Source organism: Streptomyces griseofuscus (genome assembly GCF_014673495.1).
Taxonomy (GTDB): Bacteria; Actinomycetota; Actinomycetes; order Streptomycetales; family Streptomycetaceae; genus Streptomyces; species Streptomyces murinus.
Window position 1 is genome coordinate 4,154,646 of record NZ_CP051006.1, and the last position, 24,241, is coordinate 4,178,886.

Annotated in this window: 21 protein-coding genes and 3 pseudogenes; 13 read left to right on the forward strand and 11 right to left on the reverse strand. The window is 71.5% G+C overall.

All coding sequences use genetic code 11. The annotated features are described in order from the left end of the window. Positions 1 to 130: 130 nt before the first annotated feature. The 3 genes and pseudogenes from HEP81_RS18470 to HEP81_RS18480 form a co-directional block, all read right to left on the reverse strand. Positions 131 to 916 (reverse strand): superantigen-like protein SSL4, encoded by a 786-nt coding sequence (locus HEP81_RS18470; RefSeq protein ID WP_037658360.1) that lies wholly within the window; start codon positions 914 to 916, stop codon positions 131 to 133. Then, positions 913 to 1,443 (reverse strand): SigE family RNA polymerase sigma factor, encoded by a 531-nt coding sequence (locus HEP81_RS18475; RefSeq protein WP_037658358.1) that lies wholly within the window; start codon positions 1,441 to 1,443, stop codon positions 913 to 915. Before HEP81_RS18475 ends, HEP81_RS18470 begins: the two co-directional genes overlap by 4 nt. 141 nt (positions 1,444 to 1,584) lie before the next feature. Then, positions 1,585 to 1,851 (reverse strand): annotated as a pseudogene (locus HEP81_RS18480) (expansin EXLX1 family cellulose-binding protein); the annotation flags it as partial. 541 nt (positions 1,852 to 2,392) lie between these two features. Between HEP81_RS18480 and HEP81_RS18485 the strand changes: the two are divergent. The 3 genes and pseudogenes from HEP81_RS18485 (at position 2,393) to HEP81_RS18495 (ending at position 4,578) form a co-directional block, all read left to right on the forward strand. Further along, positions 2,393 to 3,022 carry a Mu transposase domain-containing protein gene (locus HEP81_RS18485; RefSeq protein ID WP_421673957.1) on the forward strand — a complete coding sequence of 210 codons (630 nt, stop codon included), beginning with the start codon at positions 2,393 to 2,395 and terminating at the stop codon, positions 3,020 to 3,022. 21 nt (positions 3,023 to 3,043) lie between these two features. Next, positions 3,044 to 3,856: pseudogene (gene istB, locus HEP81_RS18490) on the forward strand (IS21-like element helper ATPase IstB); the annotation flags it as partial. A gap of 134 nt (positions 3,857 to 3,990) precedes the next feature. Beyond that, positions 3,991 to 4,578 (forward strand): P-loop nucleotide/nucleoside kinase family protein, encoded by a 588-nt coding sequence (locus HEP81_RS18495; protein WP_051850320.1) that lies wholly within the window; start codon positions 3,991 to 3,993, stop codon positions 4,576 to 4,578. Between the two features lie 456 nt (positions 4,579 to 5,034). On the opposite strand, the gene HEP81_RS18500 is transcribed toward HEP81_RS18495, so the two are convergent. Then, positions 5,035 to 5,913, reverse strand: a complete 879-nt coding sequence (locus HEP81_RS18500) for a TauD/TfdA family dioxygenase (RefSeq protein ID WP_157854489.1) — start codon at positions 5,911 to 5,913, stop codon at positions 5,035 to 5,037. 501 nt (positions 5,914 to 6,414) lie between these two features. Between HEP81_RS18500 and HEP81_RS18505 the strand changes: the two genes are divergently transcribed. Genes HEP81_RS18505 through HEP81_RS18520 form a run of 4 tightly spaced genes read left to right on the forward strand, consistent with a single transcriptional unit; the run spans position 6,415 to position 11,507 of the window. After that, positions 6,415 to 7,914, forward strand: coding sequence for an ABC transporter substrate-binding protein (locus HEP81_RS18505; RefSeq protein ID WP_051850328.1), 1,500 nt, complete (start codon positions 6,415 to 6,417; stop codon positions 7,912 to 7,914). Positions 7,915 to 7,963: 49 nt separating this feature from the next. After that, entirely contained in the window at positions 7,964 to 8,893 is a 930-nt protein-coding gene (locus HEP81_RS18510; RefSeq protein ID WP_243279473.1) for an ABC transporter permease, read from the forward strand. Further along, entirely contained in the window at positions 8,893 to 9,708 is an 816-nt protein-coding gene (locus tag HEP81_RS18515) for an ABC transporter permease (protein ID WP_037658354.1), read from the forward strand. Before HEP81_RS18510 ends, HEP81_RS18515 begins: the two co-directional genes overlap by 1 nt. Further along, positions 9,705 to 11,507 carry a dipeptide ABC transporter ATP-binding protein gene (locus tag HEP81_RS18520; RefSeq protein ID WP_037658353.1) on the forward strand — a complete coding sequence of 601 codons (1,803 nt, stop codon included), beginning with the start codon at positions 9,705 to 9,707 and terminating at the stop codon, positions 11,505 to 11,507. The genes HEP81_RS18515 and HEP81_RS18520 overlap by 4 nt, the downstream gene beginning before the upstream one ends. A gap of 25 nt (positions 11,508 to 11,532) precedes the next feature. Here the strand turns inward: HEP81_RS18520 and HEP81_RS18525 are convergent, their stop codons facing one another. Further along, a complete protein-coding gene (locus HEP81_RS18525; protein ID WP_078967497.1) occupies positions 11,533 to 12,558 on the reverse strand; it encodes a bile acid:sodium symporter family protein in 1,026 nt (341 codons plus the stop codon). Positions 12,559 to 12,664: 106 nt separating this feature from the next. On the opposite strand from HEP81_RS18525, the pseudogene HEP81_RS41540 reads away from it, so the two are divergent. Further along, positions 12,665 to 12,886, forward strand: a pseudogene (locus HEP81_RS41540) (glycosyltransferase); the annotation flags it as partial. 15 nt (positions 12,887 to 12,901) lie between these two features. Here HEP81_RS41540 and HEP81_RS18530 read toward each other — a convergent pair. Together HEP81_RS18530 and HEP81_RS18535 are read right to left on the reverse strand one after the other, a co-directional pair. Beyond that, positions 12,902 to 13,156: a hypothetical protein gene (locus HEP81_RS18530; RefSeq protein WP_051850318.1), complete on the reverse strand. Its 255-nt coding sequence runs from the start codon at positions 13,154 to 13,156 to the stop codon at positions 12,902 to 12,904. A 13-nt stretch (positions 13,157 to 13,169) separates the two neighbouring features. Continuing rightward, entirely contained in the window at positions 13,170 to 13,691 is a 522-nt protein-coding gene (locus tag HEP81_RS18535; RefSeq protein ID WP_243279475.1) for a hypothetical protein, read from the reverse strand. Positions 13,692 to 13,958: 267 nt separating this feature from the next. Between HEP81_RS18535 and HEP81_RS18540 the strand changes: the two genes are divergently transcribed. Beyond that, a complete protein-coding gene (locus tag HEP81_RS18540; protein ID WP_037650117.1) occupies positions 13,959 to 15,347 on the forward strand; it encodes a hypothetical protein in 1,389 nt (462 codons plus the stop codon). A 25-nt stretch (positions 15,348 to 15,372) separates the two neighbouring features. Here the strand turns inward: HEP81_RS18540 and HEP81_RS18545 are convergent, their stop codons facing one another. From HEP81_RS18545 to HEP81_RS18560, 4 genes are all read right to left on the reverse strand, one after another. After that, positions 15,373 to 16,605, reverse strand: a complete 1,233-nt coding sequence (locus HEP81_RS18545; protein WP_037650753.1) for a vWA domain-containing protein — start codon at positions 16,603 to 16,605, stop codon at positions 15,373 to 15,375. Between the two features lie 149 nt (positions 16,606 to 16,754). After that, positions 16,755 to 18,104: an AAA family ATPase gene (locus HEP81_RS18550; RefSeq protein WP_243279476.1), complete on the reverse strand. Its 1,350-nt coding sequence runs from the start codon at positions 18,102 to 18,104 to the stop codon at positions 16,755 to 16,757. A 154-nt stretch (positions 18,105 to 18,258) separates the two neighbouring features. Continuing rightward, entirely contained in the window at positions 18,259 to 19,638 is a 1,380-nt protein-coding gene (locus HEP81_RS18555) for a hypothetical protein (RefSeq protein ID WP_037650755.1), read from the reverse strand. Between the two features lie 315 nt (positions 19,639 to 19,953). Then, positions 19,954 to 20,742, reverse strand: a complete 789-nt coding sequence (locus tag HEP81_RS18560; RefSeq protein WP_037650119.1) for an Fpg/Nei family DNA glycosylase — start codon at positions 20,740 to 20,742, stop codon at positions 19,954 to 19,956. Positions 20,743 to 20,999: 257 nt separating this feature from the next. Between HEP81_RS18560 and HEP81_RS18565 the strand changes: the two genes are divergently transcribed. The 4 genes from HEP81_RS18565 to HEP81_RS18580 all read left to right on the forward strand — a co-directional run bounded on the left by HEP81_RS18565 (position 21,000) and on the right by HEP81_RS18580 (position 24,241). Beyond that, positions 21,000 to 21,338: a MerR family transcriptional regulator gene (locus HEP81_RS18565; protein WP_037650121.1), complete on the forward strand. Its 339-nt coding sequence runs from the start codon at positions 21,000 to 21,002 to the stop codon at positions 21,336 to 21,338. Positions 21,339 to 21,570: 232 nt separating this feature from the next. Next, positions 21,571 to 21,774, forward strand: coding sequence for a cold-shock protein (locus HEP81_RS18570; RefSeq protein ID WP_003969786.1), 204 nt, complete (start codon positions 21,571 to 21,573; stop codon positions 21,772 to 21,774). Positions 21,775 to 22,013: 239 nt separating this feature from the next. Continuing rightward, positions 22,014 to 23,642 carry a DEAD/DEAH box helicase gene (locus tag HEP81_RS18575; RefSeq protein ID WP_051849829.1) on the forward strand — a complete coding sequence of 543 codons (1,629 nt, stop codon included), beginning with the start codon at positions 22,014 to 22,016 and terminating at the stop codon, positions 23,640 to 23,642. Between the two features lie 134 nt (positions 23,643 to 23,776). After that, entirely contained in the window at positions 23,777 to 24,241 is a 465-nt protein-coding gene (locus HEP81_RS18580; protein ID WP_037650757.1) for a hypothetical protein, read from the forward strand.

Genomic DNA, 24,241 nt, shown 5'->3' on the forward strand with positions numbered 1-24,241 from the left:
GTCCGCCGAAAGCCAGCCCCCCGTAGAGCTGACCGACGTCGGGCCGGTACCCGACCCGGCAACACCTGCTTCGCCCGTACTCGGCCGGGGGCGCCTCACCGGGATCTGCTCGACCACCGAACTGTGGTGTTCACCGGGTCGGGACGAACCCTCCCCGGGCCGACGCGGAGCCGCCCGAACCCTGCGCCTCCACGCGGTAGCCGTCGCCCGCGGTACTGCGCACACCGGTTCCGTTGTTGAACTGGGCGGCAAACTCATAGCTCCCGGCCGGCACGGTCAGGCCGGGTCTGAGGACCCAGCGGTAGACCAGCGTGCCGTCGGCCTCCTGGGCGGTGACGGTGAAGTCAGCACTCGGCAGGGTCTGCCAGGTGCCGGTGTTCTTCACCCCGCCGGTCTGCACGATCCGCATCTCGATCGTGAGCGAGGTGAGCGGCTGGGTCGTCTTGAGGGCGAGGTTGCTCTGCGTCCAGTAGACGGTGCTGTGCGGGTCCACCGAGCCGGCCGACCACAGCGACCCGCGCTTGCTCTCGCCGGCGGCCGGCGATGGACTGGTGGCCGGCGGAGTCGGGCGCGCGCTGCCCGGGGTGGTGGCCGGGGCCGGCGCGACGGGGGTGGGGCGGGCCGATGTCGGTTGCGGGGAGCTGACGGTCGGGGACGGGGTGGCAGGCGCGGTCACGGTGACCGACGGCGACGAGGTCGCGACGATGGCGGCGACGGCGAGGCCGCCGGTCGCCAGGATGCCGGTGGCGGCGAGCCCGGCGAGCGCGACCCTGGTACCGGACCTCGCGAACGGCCGCGCGCGGTGACGAACGGCGGGGCCGGACACGCCGCGTTGCACCCGGGCCAGCATTTTGGCACGGTCGGGCCGGTGGGCCTCGGCGGCCTCGCGCAGCCGGCGGGCGATCTCCTCGTTCACCGGTTCCTCCTCCCTGCCACCAGGTCCCCGACCGCTCGCGCGCCAAGAATCCTTTCCAGCTCGGCCATTGCCTTCGAGGTCTGGCTCTTCACCGTACCGACCGATATGCCCAGCGCCACCGCCGTGTCCTTCTCCGACAGGTCGAAGGCGTGCCGCAGCACCACGCAGGCACGCTTGCGGAACGGCAGCCGGGCGAGCGCCGCGCGGACGTCCAGCACAGCCGCCATGTCCGGCCCCTCCACCTTCTCGGGGCTGCGGGACCAGAACAGCGTGATCCGGCGTCGCTCGCGCACCGCGCTGCGGATCCGTCCGCGCGCCAGGTTGGCCACCACACCGCGGGCGTAGGCGAGCGGGTGGTCGGCCTGCCGCAACCGGTCCCAGCGCTGCCACAGAGCGACCAGGGCATCCGCCGCCAGGTCGTCCGCCGCGTCGGTCTCGCCGGTCAGCAGGTATGCCAGACGGGCGAGTTCGGCATAGTGGCGTTCGAAGAATTCGTGGAACTCCGCGGACGCGTCATCGAGGACCATCCCCCGGTCGCCCTCTCCTGGCAATGATGTGCGCGTTGGTTGCATGTTTAACAATGGGGCGGAGCCTAACAGTGCCCAGCCCGGGATCCGAACGGCGCTCTTGCTCGGTTGTGGGCCGGTGAAGGCCGGCCGGTGGGCTGGTCAATGCCGGGCGAACTGGACGCCGGTCGGCTGCGCGACGTCCGGCCGCACGGCGATGCCGTCGACGGTCAGCTGCTCCCTGTAGATGTCGGTGATCCTGAGCGCCCCGCCTCAGCCGGTGCCATCGGCGGACAGGAAGTAGTCGTAGACGGTGCGGGGCAGTTGCCGACAGCCACCGGCGGTCCGCACCTCCAGCGCCGCCACCGGGTTCCGGTGGCCGATCACCTGGATCCCGCACCACCACTTGGCGGGCCCGGCCTTGTACCGGTTTCGCTCCCGGTGAGGACGGTCAGGGCCAGGCAGAACCAACGCACCGACGACCAGTAGCCCCGAGGGAATGCCCGTGCCCGGTCCGCGCCTGCGCCGCGGTTGTGGCGCGGCGTGCTTCGTTGCCCTCATGCCCGTCCATCCGATAGTTCGACTCGGCCTTTCGGCTCCCAGTTGCCGCAGGGGACGAGAAGGTTGCCGCCCCGACGCTGATTTCTCGGCGACCGTTGCACGGCACGAAAGGGATCTGAAGAACATCGGATTCGGCGGCAACCTCTCCGTCCCGGGCGGCCACCCGATCGGGAGCTCGCACTACGGCTTCGACGCCTTCTACTGCATGCCCGGCGAGGACGGCGCCCACTCCCGCACTCGAACTCCGCGGTCGGCAGCGGGCCCAGCTCTTCGTCCTGGCTGCGGAAGTCGAAGCCGATCGAGGTCAGCTTGCCCCGCGGCATCCGCTGATCCTCAGCCTCGTTGATCGTCGTCAGACGGGCGTTGAGCTCTTCCAGCGAGGCGACGTCGGGGGCCGGGACCAATCACGCTGACGCCGAAGGTCGAGCGGACCAGCAGGATCACCGGCCGCCAGTGCTACTACTCGGCGCCGGCCCGCTTCATCGGCGAGCGGGTACGCGTTCTGCTGCGGGGCAACGAGCTGATGGTTTTCAACAAGCGTGAGCTCGTCGCCCGGCATCCGCGGCTGACCCGGCGGGGCGCCTACCGGGATGTCCTTGATCACTACCTGGAGATCCTGCTGGCCAGGCCCGGGGCCATGCGGGTTTCGACCGCGCTGGCCGCTGCCCGGGCCGAGGGTGCGTTCACCGCCGCCCATGAAGCGTTCTGGGCGGCCGCCCGCAAGGCTCACGGCGACGCGGCGGGCACCGTAGCGTTGATCGAGGTCCTGCTGCCGCACCGGCGGCTTCCCGCCGAGGCGGTCCAGATCGGCATCACCGCCGCCGTCAAGGCGGGTTCCACCAGCCCGGACGTGGTGGCCATCGAGGCCCGCAAGGCAGAAGCCGCCGCCCGGGACCCCGAGCCGGAGGACGACAAGGACGATCCTCCTCCCTGGACCGAGGAGAACGCCGGACGGGTGCTGACGCTGCCCCCACGACGAGCCGTTCTGCACGAGGACCGGCGCCACCGCCGTCGGTGGACCGCTGTGACCATCTGCTGACCGCCAACCGAGAGGTTCCGCATGACCGACAACACCGCCCTCTTCGACGTCGGGGCCCCGCAGCCCCGCAAGGACGCGGCCGCGGCCGGCGCGGTCGAGACCGTGATCGATGAAGCCTGCCGGACCCCGCACCTGCCCACGATCCGCTCCCGCTGAGAGGAACTGGCCGCCACCGCGCTGAAGGAACGGCTCACTTTCAAGGACTTCCTGGCCGACCTGCTGGAAGCCGAGTGCCTCCAGCGCGAGGAACGCAAGAAGGCCCGTCTGGTCCGGGAGGCGAACTTCCCCCGCCCCAAGCGGCTGGAGGACTTCGAGTTCGACAAGAACCCGACCATCGTCTCCGAGCAGGTCAACACGCTCGCCGACCCGCCCTGACTGAAGACCGGCCTGCCGCTCTGCCTGATCGGCGACTCCGGCACCGGCAAGTCCCACCTGCTCACCGGGATCGGCACCGCGATCGCCGAGGCGGGCCTGCGAGTCCGCTACACCACGACCTCGAACCTCGTGAACGAGCCGGCCGAGGCCGCAGACGAGAAGAAGCCGGCCCGCACTCCTGCCCGATGCGGGCGTGTTGACCTGCTCTGTCTGGACGAGTTCGGATATCTCGTCCCGGACAAGTCCGGCGCGAAGCTGCTGTTCCAGGTCTTCACCGAACGCGAGGAACGACGGGCGATCGCCATCGCGTCGAACGCCCCGTTCCCGGAATGGAGGCAGACCTTCACCGACCCGCGGCTCCGCTCGGCGATCGTGGGCCGGGTCACCTTCAACACGCACATCGTCGAGACCGGCACCGACGGCTTCCGTCTGGCCCAGGCCCAGAAGAGACGCCGCCAAAGCTGTCAGGGCCGGTCCGACACAATCCCATCATGCGCGAGCGCGCGTCGGTCCCGGGCCCGGGAAACAGGCTCCGGGAGCGGGTTCGTGGGCGACATACTGGCCGCTGTGACGACTTACGAGACCAAGACGCGATGAGCACACCGACCCTGGTCGTCGTGAGCGGCGGCCCCGGCACAGGGAAGACCACGCTCGCCCACGAACTCGCCCGTGTCCTCGGATGCCCCGCGATCATCCGCGACGAGATCAAACAGGGCATGGCCATGTCCCATCCTGGCTACCAGAGCGGCGGCGACGATCCCCTCAACCACCCGACCCTGGACGCCTTCTTCGGAGTACTGAAGGTACTCCTGGAGGTCGGCGTCACGGTGGTCGCTGAAGCGGCCTTCCAGGACAGGCTGTGGCGGCCGAACCTCGAGCCGCTCACCGGCCTCGCACATCTGCGCGTCATCCGCTGCACCACCGACGCCGACATTGCCCACGACCGCATCATCCAGCGCGCCGAGGAAGACGCCCACCGGGCCGCCCACGGCGACCAAGAACTGCTCGACTCCATCGCCGCCGGAGGACACTCTCTCGACTCCTTCGTCCCGATCTCCTTGGACGTCCCCACCCTGACCGTGGACACCGCACACGGCTACCAGCCAGCTTTGCCGGACATCGCGGCCTTCGCCCGCGCATCCGACGATGGTGCGTCACCCGAACGCATGATGGAAAGCTAACGTGCCGCTCAGAGCGGAGTTACTGACGATCTTTGCAAGCTCACACACAGAGGCCGACGCCCCTCGGGGACGCCGGCCTCTTCCATGCTGAGCCCGCCCGTTCTCCGCCGACCGGGCCAATGCCCGTCCTCGTCGTCCACCGCGGATCGGGGAATCCGGCGGTCCCGGATCGAACACGGGTCGAGATCCTGCGGTCCGTCGAGCCTGTCGGGGGCCCTCCGTCCGGTCCGGATCCGATGCGTTTCACGCTGGGTTTGTTTTTGTCTAGACCAATTTGGGGCGGGCGTGCCCTCCGCGGGCCTGTGAGGCGCCAGGGGCCGGAACGAATTCTCCGCCGTGAACGGGATCCCTTCGGAGGTGGCCCAGGGGCCCCGGTCCTCTCCGGCATGGCACTTTCTTGTACAGGGCGAGGGCGCGCGGGGCGACCCTCGCCCTGTATCAGGAGGCTCATTCACGTCAGTGCGTCTTCGGCATGCCGAAGCGGAATGCCGCGAAGTCGGCCGGGTACTCACGCGCCTTGCGGGTGTTGAGCCACAGGCGCAACAGATCACGGTGGCGTCCCGGCTGGTCCTCGAACGCCGTACGGCCGTGCACCACAAGGTTGTTGTTCAGCAACTGGATGTCGCCCGGCTGGAGCTTCATCGAGATCTGGTGCTCGTCCATGGCACCGATCTCCTGGAAGAGCCGGAGGGCGTACCGCTCGATGTCACTGAGCGGAATCCCGGACCGCGCGGTGGCCGACTCGATGTACTGCGCCATGTAGAAGCGGCAGCTGAGCTGGCCGTTGAAGTAGCCGTACACGGCGTTGCGGTAGTACGGCACCTCGTCGGTCGCCTCTTCGGCCCGTCGGTCGTAGACGAAGCCGCGATAGTAGATGCCGAGTAGCTCACGATGGTGGGCGAGCAGGTAGTTGTAGATCGTCATGGAGCTGGCCAGCGTGCTGACCCCGCCGTGTCCCGCGTTGCGCAGGCACAGCAGGCCCACGATGTCGGCGCTGTCGGTGTGGAAAGGCAGCGCGGAACGGGTCCGGTAGGCGCGCGTCACGGTGTTCGGGTCGTCGAGGTCGCCCTCCGAGTGGTCCTTGACATGGGCCATCAGATCGCCGGCCGCATTCTGTGACACCGGTACGCCGAGGTGGAGCCCGATGCCCCAGTAGATCACCTTGGCATCCTCCACCGACCACTTGTCGACCGGAAGACCGCGCAGCACACTGAATCCGCGGCCGAACTCCAGTTCGTCCACGATCGCTTCGAGCCGCCTGCTGAGGGTGGGCAGTGGAAAGTCGTCCACGGAGAGTTTCCCGAGCGGCTCTCCGCGCTCCTTCGCGGTACCCAAGGCGCTTTCCAGTTCGGCGATTTCCCGCTCATCGAGGACCTCCGTCCAGGAGCTCGAATCGGTGAAGTCGCTCGCCTGCCAGACTCCAGGACCGGTGACCGGCTCGGTGCGTATGAAGGGGTGGGAATTCGGGGGCAAAAGATCTCTCCGATCTCGTAATGCGGCGGTTCACGCCGACTGCGCGACTTCCCGCGCGACCGTACGGTTTGAACGCAGGTCGATCATGGTGGTAGCCGACCTGAACGTCAAAGCTACAGAAGGGTGTTGATGCTGCATCAGGGCAGCGGGTAGGGTGCCGATGTCCTACCTCAGGCGTGTGCGGTCCGGCCCGCCCGACCATCAATTCCCGAGCTGTGGCGACGTTGTCTCACTATCTTGGTTTCACCACGAAGACAGTCCGTGCCGGCTCCGGGCACACATAGCCCGACCCCACCCGATGCGTTGAACTCGCCCTGGCCCTGCCGCGGGTCGGCACCGGCCCATCACGGAGAGACAGTGATCATGCTCCCCCGACGGATTCCTGCCCTCACCCTCAGCGCTGCCCTGGTCACGGTCACGCTGGCCGGCTGCGGATCGGGGGCCGACCGACACTCCACCGACGCTCTCACCGTCGGGCTGGTGGCCGAGCCCGCGACGCTGGACTTCTCCACCACGGATGGCGCGGCGATCCCGCAGGCGCTGCTGGGCAACGTGTACGAGGGCCTGGTCCGGATCGATCAGCAGGGCCGAATACAGCCTGGGCTGGCGAAGAGCTACGACCGCAGCGCCGACGGTCGCACCTACATCTTCCACCTGCGCAACAACGTGAAGTTCACCAACGGGAAGGCCTTCACGGCGGACGACGCCGTCTTCTCCATCAATCGCGTCCGGACGGTCTGGAAGCTGAAGATCGCCCAGCAGATGGACGACGTACGCAGCGCGACGAAGGTGGACGCCGACACCGTCAAGGTCACGCTGAAGCGCCCCAGCAACAACTGGCTGTACTCGATGACCACGCGCGTCGGCGCGATGTACAGCCGAGACGGGGTGTCGGACCTGAAGGAACACCCGGTCGGTACCGGTCCCTTCGAGGTGGCGAGCTGGCAGCGCGGCGACAACCTGGTCCTCAAGCGCAACACCGGTTACTGGGGCGCCAGGCCCGCGCTGGACACGGTGACCCTGAAGTACTTCAAGGACTCCGGAGCCCTGAACAACGCGATGCTCGCCGGGGACATCAACGTCCTGGGCGCCGTGCAGGCCCCCGAGACGCTGTCGATGTTCAAGGACAAGAGCCGCTTCCAGGTCATCGACGGATCCTCGACCGCGGAAGTCGTACTGTCGATGAACAACTCCCGCAAGCCCTTCCAGGACAAGCGGGTCCGGCAGGCCGTGCGGTACGCCATCGACCACGAGGCGCTGCTGAAGACCACCCGCGCCGGCCGCGGCACGCTGATCGGCTCCCAGGAGTCACCGAGCGACCCCTGGTACGCGGGCGCGTCCAACCGCTATCCGTACGACCCGGCGAAGGCCAAGCGGCTGCTGAAGGAGGCCGGGGCGGAGGGCACCAGCATCCGGATGCGGATCCCCAACCTGCCCTACGCCGTCAGCGCGGCCCAGGTCGTCCAGGACCAGCTGGCTCAGGTCGGTCTCAAGGTGCGGATCGAACCCCTGGAGTTCCCGGCCCGCTGGCTGTCGGAGGTCTTCGACAAGGCCGACTACGACATGTCGATCATCGCCCAGGTCGAACCCCGCGACCAGTGGATCTTCGCCGACCCGCACTACTACTTCCGCTACGACAACCCCACCTACGCCCAGCTCCTCCAGAAGGCCGATGCCGGCTCGCCGCAGGAGGCCGCCGCGGACTACCGTCAGGCGCTGAAGCTGCTGTCCCAGGACGCGGCCGCCGACTGGCTCTACCTCATGCCGAACCTGATGGTGGCGGACAAGAGCCTGCGGGGCCTGCCGGTCAACCAGGTCGGCGAGGGACTGGAGTTCGCGGGCGTGCGGTGGTCCGGGAAGTGAGCCACCGCGTCCGCGGCGCCGACGGTCGCGGTGCCGTATGAACCACGTCGTGCGCAGGACCGCGACCCTGCTCGTCAGCGTGGTGGTGGCCAGCTTCGTGGTATTCGCCTTCCTCGCCGTACTGCCGGGCAACGCGGCGGAGGTCGCGCTGGGCACCAACGCCACTCCTGCGGCCGTGGCCAGGCTGAGCCGGGAGTTCGGCACGGACCGGCCGTTGCTGGTGCAGTACGCCGACTGGGCCCAGGGCCTCCTGCACGGTGACTTCGGCACCTCGTACGTGACGCACGAGGCGATCGGCCCGCGGATCGCGGATCGCTTCGCGGTGACGGCCTGGCTCGTGGCGGGCGGCATGCTGGTGGCCCTGCTGCTCGCGCTGCCCGCGGGTGTGCTCGCGGCCGCCTGGCACCGCACCGGACGCGGGGCCCTGCTGTCCGGCCTCAGCCAGGTCGGTATCGCTGTCCCCGCCTTCCTCGCGGGCATCCTGCTCGTCTACACCTTCGCGGTACGCGCCGGCGCCCTGCCGGCCGGAGGGTACACACCGCTCACCGAGGACGCCCAGGACTGGGCCCGGCATCTGGTGCTGCCCTGGGTGTCGCTCGGCTTGGTCCAGGGCGCGGTGCTCACGCGCTACGTACGCTCCGCCCTGCTGTCCGTGCAGCGTCAGGACTTCATGCGCACCGCACGCGCCAAGGGGGTGCGCCGGTGGGCCGCGCTGTGCCGGCACGGGCTGCCCAACGCCGCCATCCCCGTGGTCACCGTCCTGGGCCTGCAACTGTCGAATCTCCTGGTCGGGGCGATCGTCGTCGAGCATGTCTTCGTCATCCCCGGCCTCGGCGATCTGCTGTTGCGCGGTGTGCAGGACCGCGATCTGCTGCTCGTGCAGGGCGTGGTGGTCGTTCTCGTTGTCGCGGTGCTTGTGCTGAATCTGGTGACTGACCTGCTCTACCGCGTGCTCGACCCCCGTCTGCGGAGCCGCTGATGAGATCCCGGGCAACTCTGCTGACCGGCTGCCTGATCGTCGCTCTCGTGCTCGCCGTGGCCGCCGTCTCCATGGTGTGGACTCCGTACGATCCCAACCACGTGGACGCCGCCCGGCAACTCGCCGGCGCGGGCGGTGAACACCTGTTGGGGACAGACCAGTTCGGCCGTGACGTGGCCAGCCGCCTGATGGTGGGTGCCCGCATCACCGTCTTCGCCGGTGTCGTCGCCGTGGGCATCGCGCTGCTGGCCGGGGTACCCATGGGCGTGGTCGCCGGGATGACGGGCGGCTGGCTCAGCGCCGTCATCATGCGCGTGAGCGACTTCCTCCTGGCCTTCCCCGCCCTGCTGCTGGCCATCATGCTGGCGGCCGTCTACGGCTCCGGCACACTGACCGCGATGGTGGCGATCGGGATCGCCTCGGCCCCGGGTTTCGCCCGGGTCAGCAGGGCCGCGACGCTGCGCGTCATGACCGCGGAGTACATCGACGCGGCACGGCTGGCCAAGCGCGGCCGCGTCGCGATCGCCCTGCGGCACGTGCTGCCGAACATCGCGGACATCGTCATCGTGCAGGCGTCCGTGTCGTTCTCCACCGCGATCCTGGCCGAGGCGGCCCTGTCCTACCTCGGGCTCGGCACGACGCCTCCGACCCCCTCCTGGGGACGGATGCTCCAGGAGTCACAGGATCTGCTCTTCTCCACGCCCCAGCTCTCCCTGTGGCCCGGGCTCGCTGTCGCGGCCACCGTGCTGGGGCTCAACCTCCTCGGCGACGGTCTGCGTGACCGCGTGGACCCTGCTCTCGAAGGAGTGCGATGAGCCCAGGCGAGCCCCTGCTCGAAGTGACGAACCTGACGGTCGACTCGGCTTCGGCGCAGTTGGTGCGCGGTATCGGCTTCACCGTGGCGCGCGGCGAACGGGTCGGTCTCATCGGCGAATCCGGTTCGGGCAAGTCCCTGACCGCACTGGCCTGCCTGGGGCTGCTCGACGACGGGTTGCGGCCGGGCGGGAGCGTGCGCCTCGCGGGCGTGGAGTTCGACCTGCTGGGCGCCTCCGACCGGCAGCTGTCCGCGATCCGCGGCAAGCGCGTCGGCATGGTCTTCCAGGAGCCGATGACCGCCCTCAACCCCGTGCGGAGGGTCGGCTCACAGATCACCGAGGGGATCCGCCTGCACGGCACCCGGCCCACCCGCCGGGCAGCCGACGAAGCGGCCGTGGAACTCCTCGACCGGCTGCGGCTGCCCGCCCCCCGGCAGGCGGCCCGCTCCTTCCCGCACCAGCTCTCCGGCGGCCAGCGCCAGCGCGGCGTCCTCGGTATAGCCCTCTCCAACGACCCCGACCTGCTGATCTGCGACGAGCCGACCACCGCCCTCGATGTGACCGTGCAGAAGGAGATCACCGACCTGATCGTCGGCGATTGCGAGGAGCGGGGCACCGCGGTGCTGTTCATCAGCCACGACCTCGCACTCGTGTCGTCCGTGTGCCACCGCGTCCTGGTCATGTACGGCGGCCGGATCGTGGAGAGCGGGCCTGCCGACCGGGTGCTGGCGGCACCGAAGCACCCCTACACCCGGGCCCTGCTCGCCGCCTGTGATCTGACGCCCGGCTCCCGCGCCCGCGCCATCCCGGGCGTCGTCCCCGCGCCGAAGGACCTGCCGGCCGGCTGCGGTTTCAGCAACCGGTGCGCGTACGCGGATGAGCAGTGTGCCGCCCCGCCCGAGCCGACCGGCGAGAAGCCGGACGACACGGTCGCCTGCTGGCACCACGACGCGCTGCCCTCCTGGCCGTCCGCCGCCGAGTCCCCGGACCGGGACCGTACGGAGCCGGCCCACCGCGGGAAGGCCGTGGACAGCGAACTGCTGCTGTCCACGCAAGGCCTCACCCGGCACTACCAGGGGCGCCGTACGGGCCTCTTCGGCAAGCGCCCGACCTTCAGGGCCCTCGAACCCATCGATCTCGACCTGCGCGCGGGACAACGGGTCGGGGTGGTCGGCGAGTCGGGGGCCGGAAAGTCGACTCTGCTGCGGCTGCTGGCCGGTCTGGATCGCCCGAGCGACGGCGGCGTGCGCTACTTCGGGCGCGCCGACGGGCCCAGCGGCGGGGCCGGTTCCAGACTTCAGGTGGTCTTTCAGGACCCCATGGGCTCGCTCGATCCCCGGCTTCGGGTGCGGGAGATCATCGCCGAGCCCCTGCCCGCCCGCCGCTCCGCGGCCGCGCGGGAGCGGGTGTCCGAACTGCTGATGGCCGTCGGACTTCCCGAAGAGGCCGGCGAGCGCTATCCGCATCAGCTCTCCGGCGGCCAGCGCCAGCGCATCGCCATCGCGCGGGCGCTGGCTCCGGAACCCGCCGTCCTGCTCGCCGACGAACCCGTCAGCGCGCTGGACGTCTCGGTACGCGCCGAAGTCCTCGACTTGCTGCGCACGGCCACGACCGAGCGCGACATGGCACTGTGTGTCATCTCGCACGACCTCGGCGTCATCCGCTATCTGTGCGACAAGGTGCTGGTGCTGCGGGACGGCAGGCTGGTCGAGAGCGGCACGGTGGAGTCGGTGTGGGAGGCACCACGGCACCCGTACACGAAGCAGCTCCTCGCCGCCGTGCCGAGGATGAGGTACTGAAGACCGGCGGCCCGGCCCCGCCCGCTCAACTGCGGCGTGCCGCGCGGGACATCCAGGCCGCGACCGCCGCGCCCGAGACGTTGTGCCACACGGAGAAGATGGCTGCGGGCAGAGCCGCCGCCGGACTGAAGTGGGCGGTGGCGAGCGAGGCCGCGAGGCCGGAGTTCTGCATGCCGACCTCGAACGCCATGGCCCGGCTCGCCGGCCGGCTGAGGCGCGCCAGCTTCCCGGCGCCGTAACCGAGCAGCAGGCCGAGGCCGTTGTGCAGCACCACTGCGAGGAACACCAGGGCGGCCGCGTCCTTGATGCGAGCGGCGCTGCCCGAGATGACGACGAGCACGATGACGGCGACGGCGACGGCGGAGAGCCAGGGAAGCAGCCGCAGGACCCGGTCCACGTAACGGCCGACGGCCAGCCGTACGGCCAAGCCGACGAGGACCGGGGCCAGCACCGTCTTGAGAATGTCCACCACCATGGAACCGGCGTCGACCGAGAGGAACTTCCCGGCGAGCAGCAGCGTGAGGGGCGGCGTCACCAGCGGTGCGACCACCGTGGAGACCGTCGCCACCGAGACGGACAGCGCGACGTCTCCCCGGGCCAGGTAGGTGATCACGTTCGACGCCGTACCGCTCGGGGCGCAACCGACGAGGATGACACCGGCCGCCAGCTGAGGGGGCAGATCCAGCACCGTCGCGACCAGCCAGCCCAGGCCGGGCATGATGACGTAGTGGGCGACCAGGCCCAGCCCCACAGGCCAGGGGCGTCTGGCGATCGCGGTGAAGTCCGGCGGCGTCAGGGTCAGTCCCATGAGGAACATCACCACGCCCAGCATCCACGGCACGGCGGGCGCCCAGCCCGTGAAGTGCGCCGGCCAGAGCAGCCCGATCACACCGGCCGCGACCACCAGAAGGGGGAAGAGGACGACGGCACGTCGTGCCGCCCGGTCGGCGGACGGAACGTCAGCGGGAGGGGAGGGGGCGTCCGGGGTGGTCGGCGTCTCGGGTAACGAGGACAGCTCATCGCCGGAGACGCTCTGGTGCTCGCTAGGCATGACCGGCACCCTAGCCCGTAGCCGAGCGGGCCACCGAAACATTTGACGGTCAAGGGGCCACCGGCAGGACCCGGCCGAGCGGGGTCGCGGCAGCGGGCAGGCGGGCGCCGACCAGCTGTTCTGGGCGGCCCGTCTCGCCGCCCTCGGCGCCGCCACCGCCCCGATCCCCTTCCGGTCCCTCACCGCCGAACGGCTCTCCGACGCACTCCACCGTGTCGTGACCCAACAGGCGTACGCACGAGCCGCCATGAGAGCCGCGCACCACATGGCGACCGAGGACGGGGCGGGGCAGGCCCTCAAGGCCGTCGGGCAGTTGACCGAGGGATGAGGCCGGTCCGTCCGCTCATCCATGGGAGCCGATGACTCCGGCCGACGGCGCAGGAGCCCGGCCCGCATGACCACCCGCCGCACAGGCCGTCCGCCACGACGGGCTGCCGGGGCGGACCGACGCGAAGGCCGCCTCGAAGGTGGTGTTGCGGGTGATCTTGTACGACGCGACGAGGTTCCCGTGCGCGTCGACCTTGCCGCTCTTGAGCCGCGGGCGCGACGTGCCCGCCGGCTGGTTGCCCCCGGACCCGGGCCGGGCGGGGCGGGCCACGACGGACTCGCGCTCACTGCCCGGCAGGCTCGTCGTAGTCGTCGAGAAGAGGACTGTGACGTTCCGTCAGCGGGCCGACGCCGAGGTCTTCCCGCATGAGCTTGCGCATCCTGGCGGCCGCCTGACCGCGGGCCTCCCAGCGGGCGCGGTCCTCCGGGCTGCCGACCGGGGTGCCGGTGGCGTAGCCGTCGCAGATGCGGCGCAGGCAGTGGAACACGCCGTTGGACGCCTTGACGACGGGCTGGGGGGCGATGAGCCACATCCGTTCCGAGGCGGTGCTGATGCCGGAGTCCCGGAAGGCGTCGCGCAGCGCGAGGGCGCGCTCGCCGTCGGACGGGTGCTCGCGCCGGGCCAGCGCCCGCAGGGTCTCGCCGAGGACCTTCACGGTGGTGGTGTACTGCGTATAGATGTCGAGCCGCAGCCGAAGGGCCTCTTTGGCGTCGTCGTGCTTCCACCGGTTCCGGTCGGCGACGACGGTGGCGACGATACCGATCGCGGCACCGGCCAGGGTGGAGAGCAGCGGCAGCGAGTCCATGCGGGCCAGCTTGGGGCACCGGGGGGTGGGGGCACCAGGGGGGCGGACGGGGGGCTGACAGGTCTGTCCTGGTCATCGACAACCGTGGGCACCGACAACGGGAGCGGCGTCAGCAAACCCGCGCTCCCCATGGGCACTTGGTCGCGCCCAAGTCCCGGAAATCCCATGCGACCGGCGGCGTCGGCCCATACGATCTCCTCGCCGTCCGCACACCTGTGCCTATCGGGGCGCCGTATGCGGGCATCCAAACGGGAGGACCACTTGTCCATGTCCTTCGGCGCGCGCTCGCGTGCCGCCCTCGCTTCCCTGGGAACCCTCGGCCTGGCGCTGGTCGCCGGCGTGTCACCGGCGAGTGCGGCCGACGGGAAGCCGACCACGCCCACCCAGCTGTTCAACGGCTACCGGACCTGCTCGACCGACGCGGACCGGCCCACGTACCTCTCCGCGGTCGGCAACCTTGTCGTGGAGGGCATTCCCGGGACTGCCGACACCACCGGCAGCCCTTCGGTCAGCATCCGCTACCAGGTCTTCCCGGTCGGCGATCCGACCCGCACCGCCACGGTCACCCGCGACCACACGGCCGCCGGGTACGAGGCTCCCGGCATCCTGCCCGCCGACGCGCTCACCGACGGCCAGACCTACGCGTGGCAGGCACAGACGGTGGTCGGGGACGCGGTCTCGGACTGGACGTCCCCCTGCTTCATCACGATCGACAGCTCCCGCCCGGCGAACGCGCCCACCGTCTCCTCGCCGAACTACCCTCCGACCGGCTGGAACCAGGGCGGCGAGCCGGTCACGTTCAAGCTGAGCCCGAACGGCGTCGACGACGTCACCGGGTACGAGTACTCCTGGCAGCAGGATCTCCCGGTCATCGGCACGTCGATCGGCGACCACGGCATTCCGCAGCCCGTCGACCCGTATGCGGATACGAAATATTTCACGCGCGCCGACGCGACCGACGGTTCGGCCACGATCAGCCTGGTCCCGCCGACCGGTGTCGGGCCGATGACCCTGTGGGTGCGGAGCCTCGACCGGGCCTACAACTCCTCGGCGACCAGCAGTTACGGCTTCTACGTCAGCTCGACGGCACCCACCCTCACCCCGGCCGTCCCGTCGCCCGAGTTCGGCGTGCCGACCACGTTCACGCTCCGGCCCGATCCGGCGCTCCAGGCGAAGAGCCCGGTGGTCGGCTACTCCGTGCACACCAGTGGGGGCTCCACCCCTGACAGGACCATCGACGTCGCGGCGGCCGCGGACGGCACGGCGGACGTGCAGCTCACGCTGGACGGCGTCTACGGCGAGTTCGTCCAGGTGACCAGCAAGAGCGCGAACGGCTGGGTCAGCGACGCGGCCTCGTGGAGCAGCAGCTACGACACCACGCCGGCCGTCGCTTCGGACGTCTACCCCGAGTACGGGTCGAGCGGCGGGGTCGGCGTCCCGGGCACCTTCACGTTCACCTCGAAGGTGAAGGACGTCGTGAGCTTCACGTACTCCTTCAACGGGGGCCCGGAGGCCACGGTCGCCGCGGGTGCCGACGGTACCGCGAGCGTCGACTGGACCCCGGACTCGGACGGCGGCACCGACCTCATGGTCAGCGCGACGACCGGCTCGGGCATCCAACTGGCGCCCTACGACTACTTCTTCACCGTGAACTGAGACCGCGGATCGGCGGATCGCCTACTCACCCGATGGTGACCACCCGGGCCCAGGGTGGTGGGGTGTCCGGGAGGTGGTCGGGGTTCTCCTCGTCGGTGGGGCGGGGTGGGCGGGGGAAGAGGCCGACGACGCTGCGGCAGGGCGGGGGCGCGGAGGGCCAGGGGGTCTGGCCGTCGGTGAGGGCGACGATCACGTCGGGGCGGGAGCGCAGCGCCCGCGCGAAGCCGGAGCGCAGATCCGTGCCCCCGCCGCCGACCAGCGGGATGTCCTCCGCGCGGCACAGCGGTACGGCGATCCCGGCCGCCGCGTCGCAGGAGATCACCGAGACCAGGTCCCGTCGGCCGCCCACCGCCCGGGAGATCGCCGCCACCTCCAGCAGCGCGCTGCCCAGCTCGGCGTCGCTCACCGAACCGGAGGTGTCGATCACCACACACACCCGGGGCGGGCTGCGGCGCAGACTCGGCAGCAGCACCCCGGGGACACCGGCCGAGCGGCGGGAGGGGCGCCGGTAGCTGTGGTTCTCGCCCACTCCCGGCGCACCGGCCGCCGCCCGGACCGCCGCGCCGAGCAACTGCCGCCACGGCTGCGGGGGATGGAACACCGCGTCCGCCCATCTGCGCCATCCCTCGGGTGCGTCGCCCGGCCTGCCCCTGATGCCCTCCGCGACCCGGAAGCGGACCGCGTCCCGCTGCTGTCTGCTCAGTCCGTGTGCCCCGTCGGGTCCCAGCTCCCACGGCCGCCGCTGCCCGTCGGCGCCGCTGCCGCAGTCCAGCCAGGCCAGGTCCGCGGTGAGTCCGGACATCGACGCCGTCCGCAGGTACTCCTCCATCAGCAGCCCGTTGGGCAGCCCCAGCAGGGACGGCAGGACCGCGCCGGCCGGCCGGGGCAGGCCGTCGCCGTAGATGTCGTCGTTGATCTCGAAGTCGGCGGCGATGTTCTGCCGCAGCCGCAGCCACGCCCGGCCCTCGGCCGTGGCGCCGCGCTCACCCGGGCCGGGGCCCTCGTGCTCGCGGGCGTACCGCTCGCCGCGTCCGTGGTGGTCCCGGAGCAGGTGGGAGACCTCGTGCACCCAGACCCCGGCCAGCTCCTCCAGCGGGGTGCGGGCCACGAAGCCGGGTGAGACGTAGCAGCGCCAGTGCGCGTCCACCGCCATCGTCGGCACCGCGCGGTCCTCGACCACGTGCAGCGCGAAGAGGGCGGCGGCGAGGTAGGGGCGGACCTGCACCGCATGGAGGCGGGCGGCGAGCAACTTGTCCAGATCCAGGGGGAGTCCGGGGCGGGGGCCGGCGCTGTCCGGCCCGCCGGGAGTGGCCGGGGGGCGCGGGGTGATGGTGGTGGTGGGGCGTACCGGGCGGGGTGGGGGCACCGGGCGCGGCACCGGGTTCGGGTTCGGGGTCGGGGTCGTCATCAGCGGGTGGCCGTCGTACGGGGAGAGTTGGCGGCCGAGGCGGGAGGGGGCGTCGGCACCGGCGGGTTCGATGGGAACGCCGTCGGCGCAGGAGCAGCCGACTTGGTGGAGCCGGTGGCCAGATCCACTGACCGGGCGGCCCGTTGGGCGAGGCCGATCACTGCGGCCAATCGTTCCACCGCCTCCGGCACCTCCCACTCGTCCCGGCGCAGCGCGGCCAGCGCCGTCGCCGGGGCGACCAGCAGGTCCGGAGCGCCGGTCTCCAGGGCGCGGACGAGTACCGCCCAGCCCGCCTCCCACCGCTCCCGCCGCGGCCGCGCGCCGACGGCGGCCACCACCGCCTCCAGCGCCGCCTGCCGCAGATCGCCCCGCTCCGGCAGCTCGGCGGACGCCGGATCCGCGAGCAGCGATTCCGGGTCGGGGAGGTCCATCCGGTCGATATGGGCGAGGAGTTCGAACCCGGGGCCGTCCCCGACCGCGCCCCGCACCAGCAGCGCCAGCACCTCCTTGGAGACGCCGGCCGCCGTGCCGAAGGCCAGCAGGGTCAGCGCGGCCTCCCAGCTGCGCGGCGAGGGCCAGGCACCCCCGCGCCGCGTCTCGGTGCTCGGCAGCCGGTGGATCAGCGTCGGCCTGGCCTCCAGGAACCCGCACACCGCGCGCCGGGCGTACGCCACCGCCTCCGACAGCCGCTCCGGCAGCAGCCGGGGCAGCTCCGCCCGGGGCCAGACCCCGCCGAGGCCGCGCACCACCACCTCCCGGTCGTGCACCCAGTACAGATGCACGAACCGGTTGGCCAGCGGCGGGCTCAGCTCCCATCCGTCCGCAGCCGAGGCGCGCGGGTTGGCCGCGGCCACGATCCGTACTCCGGGCGGCAGTTGGAGCGCGCCGACCCTGCGCTCCAGGACGACCCGGAGCAGCGCGGCCTGGACCGCCGGGGTGGCGGTGGAGAGCTCGTCCAGGAAGAGCAGCCCCCGTCCGGCCCGTACCAGCTCCACGGCCCACTGCGGCGGCGCCATCGGCACGCCCCGCGTCTCCGGGTCGTCGCCCACGATGGGCAGCCCGGAGAAGTCGGTCGGCTCATGGACGCTCGCGATGACCGTGGTCAGCGGCAGGTCGAGGGTCTCGGCGAGCTGTGTCAGCGCCGCGGTCTTGCCGATGCCGGGCTCACCCCAGAGCAGCACGGGCAGATCGGCCGCGACGGCCAGGGTGAGCGCTTCCAGCTGCTCGTCGGGACGGGGCTCCGTGACGGTCGCACGCAGGAGCGTCAAGAGATTGTCGGCCACAGCGAGTTGGGGGTCGGTGGGGGTGGGGGCGGATACCGGTGCGGGGAGGAGGGTGGCGGAGGTCATGGGCATCACCTGGGTGGGAAGGGGGACGGCGACGGCGGCCGTCCCGGATGTCGGGGGGCGTGGGGTGCTCGGGGTAGCCGCCCGTGAGGCCGTAAGTCGGCGGCCAGAGCGGCGCGGGGCGGGAAGGTCGGTGCTGGACGGAGGGTCGCGCGGGTCAGAGCAGGCCGGTGCGTGGCCGGGGCCGGCTGCCTCGCTTGCTGCGCAGTGCGGCGGGCGTATGACGGTCGAGCCGAGGCCGCTGGGCCGTCGCCGCGGGGTGTACGGCGACCAGCCCCGCGCGGAAGAGCCCGTGGTCGACGCGGCGGGCCGCCGCCGACTCCAGTTCCTGCCGCAGAGGTCCGTCGCGCAGCATCGCGGCGGGGCCGAGCAGCCCCTCGACGACGGCCAGCGCGCCGCTGACGTCACCGTGGCCGAGCCGCTCCCGTACGGCGGGCAGCGCCTCGGGGTTGCGGTGCACCGCGTCGATCGCCCGCAGGCACGGCAGCGCGGGGCCGCCGAGGGCCACCAGCAGTTCCTCGCGACGCAGTTCGGCGGGGTGGTGGTCGATCGCCGTGAGCGCCCCGTCCCGCAGCGCGATCCGATGAGTCTCGCCCCGGCACCGCACGCGGTGCGGATCGTGGGGTTCGGGAGCGGGACCGGCCGGTGCCGGGCCCTGTGCGGGCGAGCCGACGGCGGTCAGCGCCTCGGCGACGAGCGGATGCAGTCGCCCGACCGTGATCAGCCCGGACCGCAGCAGCTCCAGATCCGGGAGGAGCCGGGCCGCGGCCTCCGGGAGCACCGGGAGCGCGGCGGCCTCCTGGGGAGGAAGGTCGTACGGCAGCGGCCGGAACGTCGGGACATGGCTGTCGTCGGGCGCGACGAGTTCGAGTACGGCGCGGCCGCGCGCCCCGAGTCGTACGGTGAAGGCGCCGCGCGGACGTCTCTCGGCCCGCAGGAGCAGCTCCGCCTCGGCGGCCCAACTGCCCTTTGCCCAGGGAGAGTCCTGGTCGGGCGAGCCGCAGCGCCGGGCCAGTTCGCCGCTGCGTGTCCGGTCCCAGAGGTGCCGGTGCAGATCGAGCCGGAAGCGGCGGTCGGGATGCGGGTGGGGATGGTGGCCCCAGGTGCTGTCGCCGGGCCCCTCCCACAGGCTCAGTGACATCCGCTGTCCGGCGTCCGCGCGGGCCGGTGGCGTCCGCACCACCAGCTGGACGGACGGTCTGTCGCCGTAACCGCCGTACTGGGCAAGGGGGATGGTGAGGCCGGGGCGGAGGCGTCCGTCGGGAGCGATCCGGGGCATGTGCCAGCGCAGCAGATCGGGGGCCAGTCGGCGCAGGTCCGCGCGCAGGCGGGAGGTGAGTTCGGTGCCGTGGCGGTCGCGCACGGCGCGCAGATCGAGATCGGCGTCGACCCGGGCGGCGGCGCAGGCCCCCGCCCAGTCGCCGGCCGCATGGCGTGCGGTCGCGGTCTCGATCATGGACGGTGGCACGGCGTACTCGCGCACGCGCTGCCACATCAGCAGGTGGGGCGGAAGGTCGTTCGCGAAGTGAGATGCCATCAGCACTCACCCTGAGCGAACGATTCCCCCAATCCGTACGAGGAGAAGTTCTTCATCGCGAGCATCATAAGCACCGCTTCGACGGTCTGTCAGTCGCGATAGCCGGGTGGACACCCGGCACACCGAGACGCCCCGGCCGGAGCGGGAGGACCCGGAGCACCCGCCACCGACGTCGTGATCGTCTCCCCGCTGTACTGGTACTCCGCGTCCTCGTACGCCAAGCGCTCCCGCGTTCTTCGCCGGGGAGTCCCGGCCGACCCGCCTTCCGGAAGGAGGCGAGGCAGCGGGCCGTTCGCGGCCACCGGGACCAGCGGCTCAGTCCCCGTCCCCCTGGCACCGGGGGCACCACACCGTTCCCCGGCCGCCCAGCCGCGTCCGGCGCAGCGGGGTCCCGCAGCGCGGGCACGCCGGGTCCGGGTCGTCGCGGTGGCCGGTGAGCCAGGAGGCGCGGGGTGGGACGCGGCCGGTGGGGAGCGCGGAGCGGAGGGTGCGGCGCATCTGGGTGTGCAGGCGCCGGAGTTCCGCCGGGGTGAGATCGCGGGCTCGGCGGTCGGGGCGCAGCCGGGCCCGCCACAGGATCTCGTCGGCGAGCAGGTTGCCGAGGCCGGCGAGGACGGACTGGTCGGTGAGGGTGGTCTTCAGGCGGCCGCGGCGGGTGGCGAGGGCGGCCGCGAGGTCGTCCCGGGTGACCGTCAGCGCGTCGGGGCCCTGGCGCGCGAGCAGCCGGTCGACCTCGGACTCGTCGTGGGCCAGCCACAGGCCCCGGAGTTTGCGCTGGTCGCGGTAGTGCAGCCGGTGGTCGTCGTCCAGCGTGAACAGGACGCGGTCATGGGCCTCGACCGGGTCGTCCGGGTCGGCGCACAGCAGCAGGCCGGTCATGCCGAAGTGCAGCAGCAGCGTAGGTCCGTCGGTGCGGGCCAGCAGCCACTTCCCGCGCCGCTCCGGCTCCGCGAACCGCCGCCCCTTGAGCGCGTCGCGCAACCCGCGCGCGCCGATGCCGTGCAGGACGCCGGTGTCGCGGACGTCGACACGGCGTACGACGCGGCCGCGGGCACAGGAGTCCAGCAGGCGGCGGAAGCCTTCGACGTCGGGGAGCTCAGGCATGCGGGAGCGCCCTCGGCGCGGGACAGCCGCCGCCCATGGGTTCTACGAGGTCCATGAACTCCATGAGATCCCTTTTTTCCCCCGTCAGCCTCGCGGAAGTACGGCGACTCGCGCGGCCGACGCGCCCGAAAATCTGCCACGGCCGGTACACATGTCCGCGCCCGGCGGCACTAATGTGGACCTACGAGGTGGACAGCGCCGGGTCCGGGCAGGGCGGGCGTCGGACTCCTCGCCGCAGTCCCCGGAACGAAGGTGTCATGCCCGCTGAGAACGCCCCCGCAGTCGGCAACCTGGACGACGACGACTACCCCGCCTACACCATGGGACGGGCCGCCGCCGTTCTGGGCATCACCCCCGCCTTCCTGCGGGCCGTGGGCAGGGCCGGACTGATCACACCGCTGCGTTCGGAGGGCGGCCACCGCCGGTACTCCCGCCGGCAGCTGCGCATCGCCGCCCGCGCCCGGGAGCTGGTCGACCAGGGCACTCCCGTGGAGGCCGCGTGCCGCATCGTCTCCCTGGAGGACCAGCTGACGGACGCCCGCCGGCTGAACCGGGACATGCGCCAAAAGCTGGACGCGCACGGTATCGATATCTAGTCCCGCCGATACAGAATCGCTGAGCACGGTGGGAGCAGAATTGGCCGGACGGCCTGAAAACCCCCCGGGCGCGGCCAAGCGACGTGTGTTAGCGTGATAGGCGTTGCAGTTTTGGTTGCCAGAGAATTTTTTTCTTTGCAGAGCTTTCCGGATCTTTCCGGAGGGGTGATCACAGCGGCGACTCGGCTTCGTAAGGTGCGAAGTCCGGCACTGCCCCCTAAGGGAGATTCACATGGCAACTGGCACCGTGAAGTGGTTCAACTCGGAAAAGGGTTTCGGCTTCATCGAGCAGGACGGCGGCGGCGCTGACGTGTTCGCCCACTACTCGAACATCGCCACCTCCGGCTTCCGTGAGCTTCAGGAAGGCCAGAAGGTCAGCTTCGACGTCACGCAGGGCCAGAAGGGCCCGCAGGCCGAGAACATCGTTCCTGCCTGACGCTGACACGCGTCGTCGCGAGCCGAGCGGCTCGCACATCATGAGGCTGGGGCCCGCGCTCTCGGGGTGCGGGTCCCAGCTCATTGTCTTTTTCCGGGCCCTCGCCTTTCCCTGGACGACTCCAGCGCCGAGAGCTGCCCGGTTCTTCACCATTTATTCGGCTCATTCTTGCGAATCCTCACGCGGTCGGCACCGCCGGACGGAATTCCTCGATACGCCGCATCGAGGAGGGTTCCCCCCTGAACCGCACCCGTCGCACCAACGGCACCACCGGTGACGTCCGCGCCCCCCGCAGGTCCGCGCGCCCCCGTCCCGGCACCAGCCGCAAGACCGGTCAGAGCGCTCGGCCCGCCGCGCGCCGGCAGGAGTTCGCCCTGCCCACCACGATCACCGAGCCGTTGCCCGCGGTCGAGGCGTTCGCCGAGCTCGACATGTCCGAGCGACTGCTGAAGGCACTGGTCGACGAGGGCATGACCATGCCCTTCCCGATCCAGGCGGCCACCCTGCCGAACGCGCTCGCGGGCCGGGACGTCCTGGGCCGGGGCCGTACCGGCTCGGGCAAGACGCTCGCCTTCGGCCTGCCGGTGCTGGCCCGGCTGGAGGGGCAGCGGGCCCAGCCCAAGCAGCCCCTCGCCCTGGTCCTCGTACCGACCCGGGAACTGGCCACGCAGGTCACCGACTCGCTCGCCCCGTACGCCCGCGCCCTGCATGTGCGCTTCGCCACCGTGGTCGGCGGTGTGTCGATCGGCCGCCAGACCAGCGCGCTGCGCGCTGGCGCGGAGGTCGTGGTCGCCACGCCCGGCCGCCTCAAGGACCTGATCGACCGCGGCGCCTGCCGCCTCGACCATGTCGCCGTCACCGTCCTCGACGAGGCGGACCAGATGGCCGACATGGGCTTCATGCCGCAGGTGACCGCGCTGCTCGACCAGGTCCCGGCCCGTGGGCAGCGGCTGCTGTTCTCGGCCACCCTGGACCGCAACATCGACCTCCTGGTGCGGCGCTACCTCCACGACCCGGTCGTGCACTCCGTCGACCCGTCGGCCGGCGCGGTCACGACGATGGAGCACCACCTGCTCCAGGTGCGGGACACCGAGAAGCACGACGCCGTGACCGAGATCGCCGCCCGCGACGGGCGCGTGATCATGTTCCTGGACACCAAGCACGCGGCGGACCGGCTGGCCAAGCACCTGCTGTCCGTCGGGGTGCGCGCCGCGGCCCTGCACGGCGGAAAGTCCCAGCCGCAGCGCGACCGTACGCTGGCGCAGTTCAAGAACGGCCAGGTCACGGCCCTGGTGGCGACCAATGTCGCCGCCCGCGGCATCCATGTCGAGGGCCTCGACCTCGTCGTGAACGTCGATCCCCCGGCCGACCACAAGGACTATCTGCACCGCGGCGGCCGTACCGCCCGCGCGGGCGAGTCCGGCACCGTCGTCACCCTGGTGCTGCCGCACCAGCGGCGCGCGATGGACCGGCTGATGGCCGACGCCGACATCACCCCGAGCACCGCGCGGGTGCGCCCCGGCGAGGACGAGCTCCAGCGCATCACCGGCGCCCGGACGCCCTCCGGCATACCGGTCGTCCTCGCCGCACCGGCCGACGAACGCCGCGAGAACGGCGAGGGCTCCGGCCGCCGCCGGGGCCGCGGCCGGGGCCGCGGCGCGGGTGGCCAGGGCGGCGCCGGACGCGCCACCGGCCAGGGAACCGGCCGCGGCGGCGCGAACGGGCAGAGTGCCGGCCGGAGCAGGAGCGGCCAGGGTGCCGCCGTGCGTGCCGAGGGCAGCGGCCAGGGCGGTCAGGGTTCCGCCGGTCGCGGTGGCAGCGGCAGGGGCGGGGCGCAGACGCGTCGCCCCCGCAGGACCAACCCGTAGTCCGAACCCCCCGACGGGGCGGGCGGGGCGATCCCGGGCGGTGACAGGCCGGGGGCGCGGCCACGCCGGCACCCGTTGTGAAGAGTCCCCCACACCTGCCCCCGCCCGTCCGCGTGCGGGGGCAGACTTGGCTCATGTCGCAGCGAGATGAGCTGGTACGCGAGATTCGTGCGCTCTCCGACGCGGAGGCCGTACGGGCGTTGACCGTGTTGGTGGAGGACCGGGGGTTGCTGTCCTCGGCCGAGCAAATGGCGTTACCCGACGGAGAGTTGGGAGCAGCGCTCACGGCGGCCGGGGTCGAGCCGGACGGCGGTGCGGGGGAAGGCGACGTCGCGCGGGCCGCGTTGGAGTACGCGGCCCTGGGCGGAGACGGTGTCGTCGGTGAGGCCGTGGAGTATGTGCGGTCGCCGATGGAGCGGTTCGATCCGGTGTCCGTGTCCGTGGGGGTGCTGGCCGTCACGCTGCTTCAGACCGAGGTCGTGGTCAAGCGGGACCGGCGGGGGCGGTGGAGCGTGACCGTGCGCAAGCGGGCCCTGAAGGACGCGGCGCTCGCCCGCGTGCTGACGGCGTTGCTCTCCCATCTCACCGACGGCAAGTAG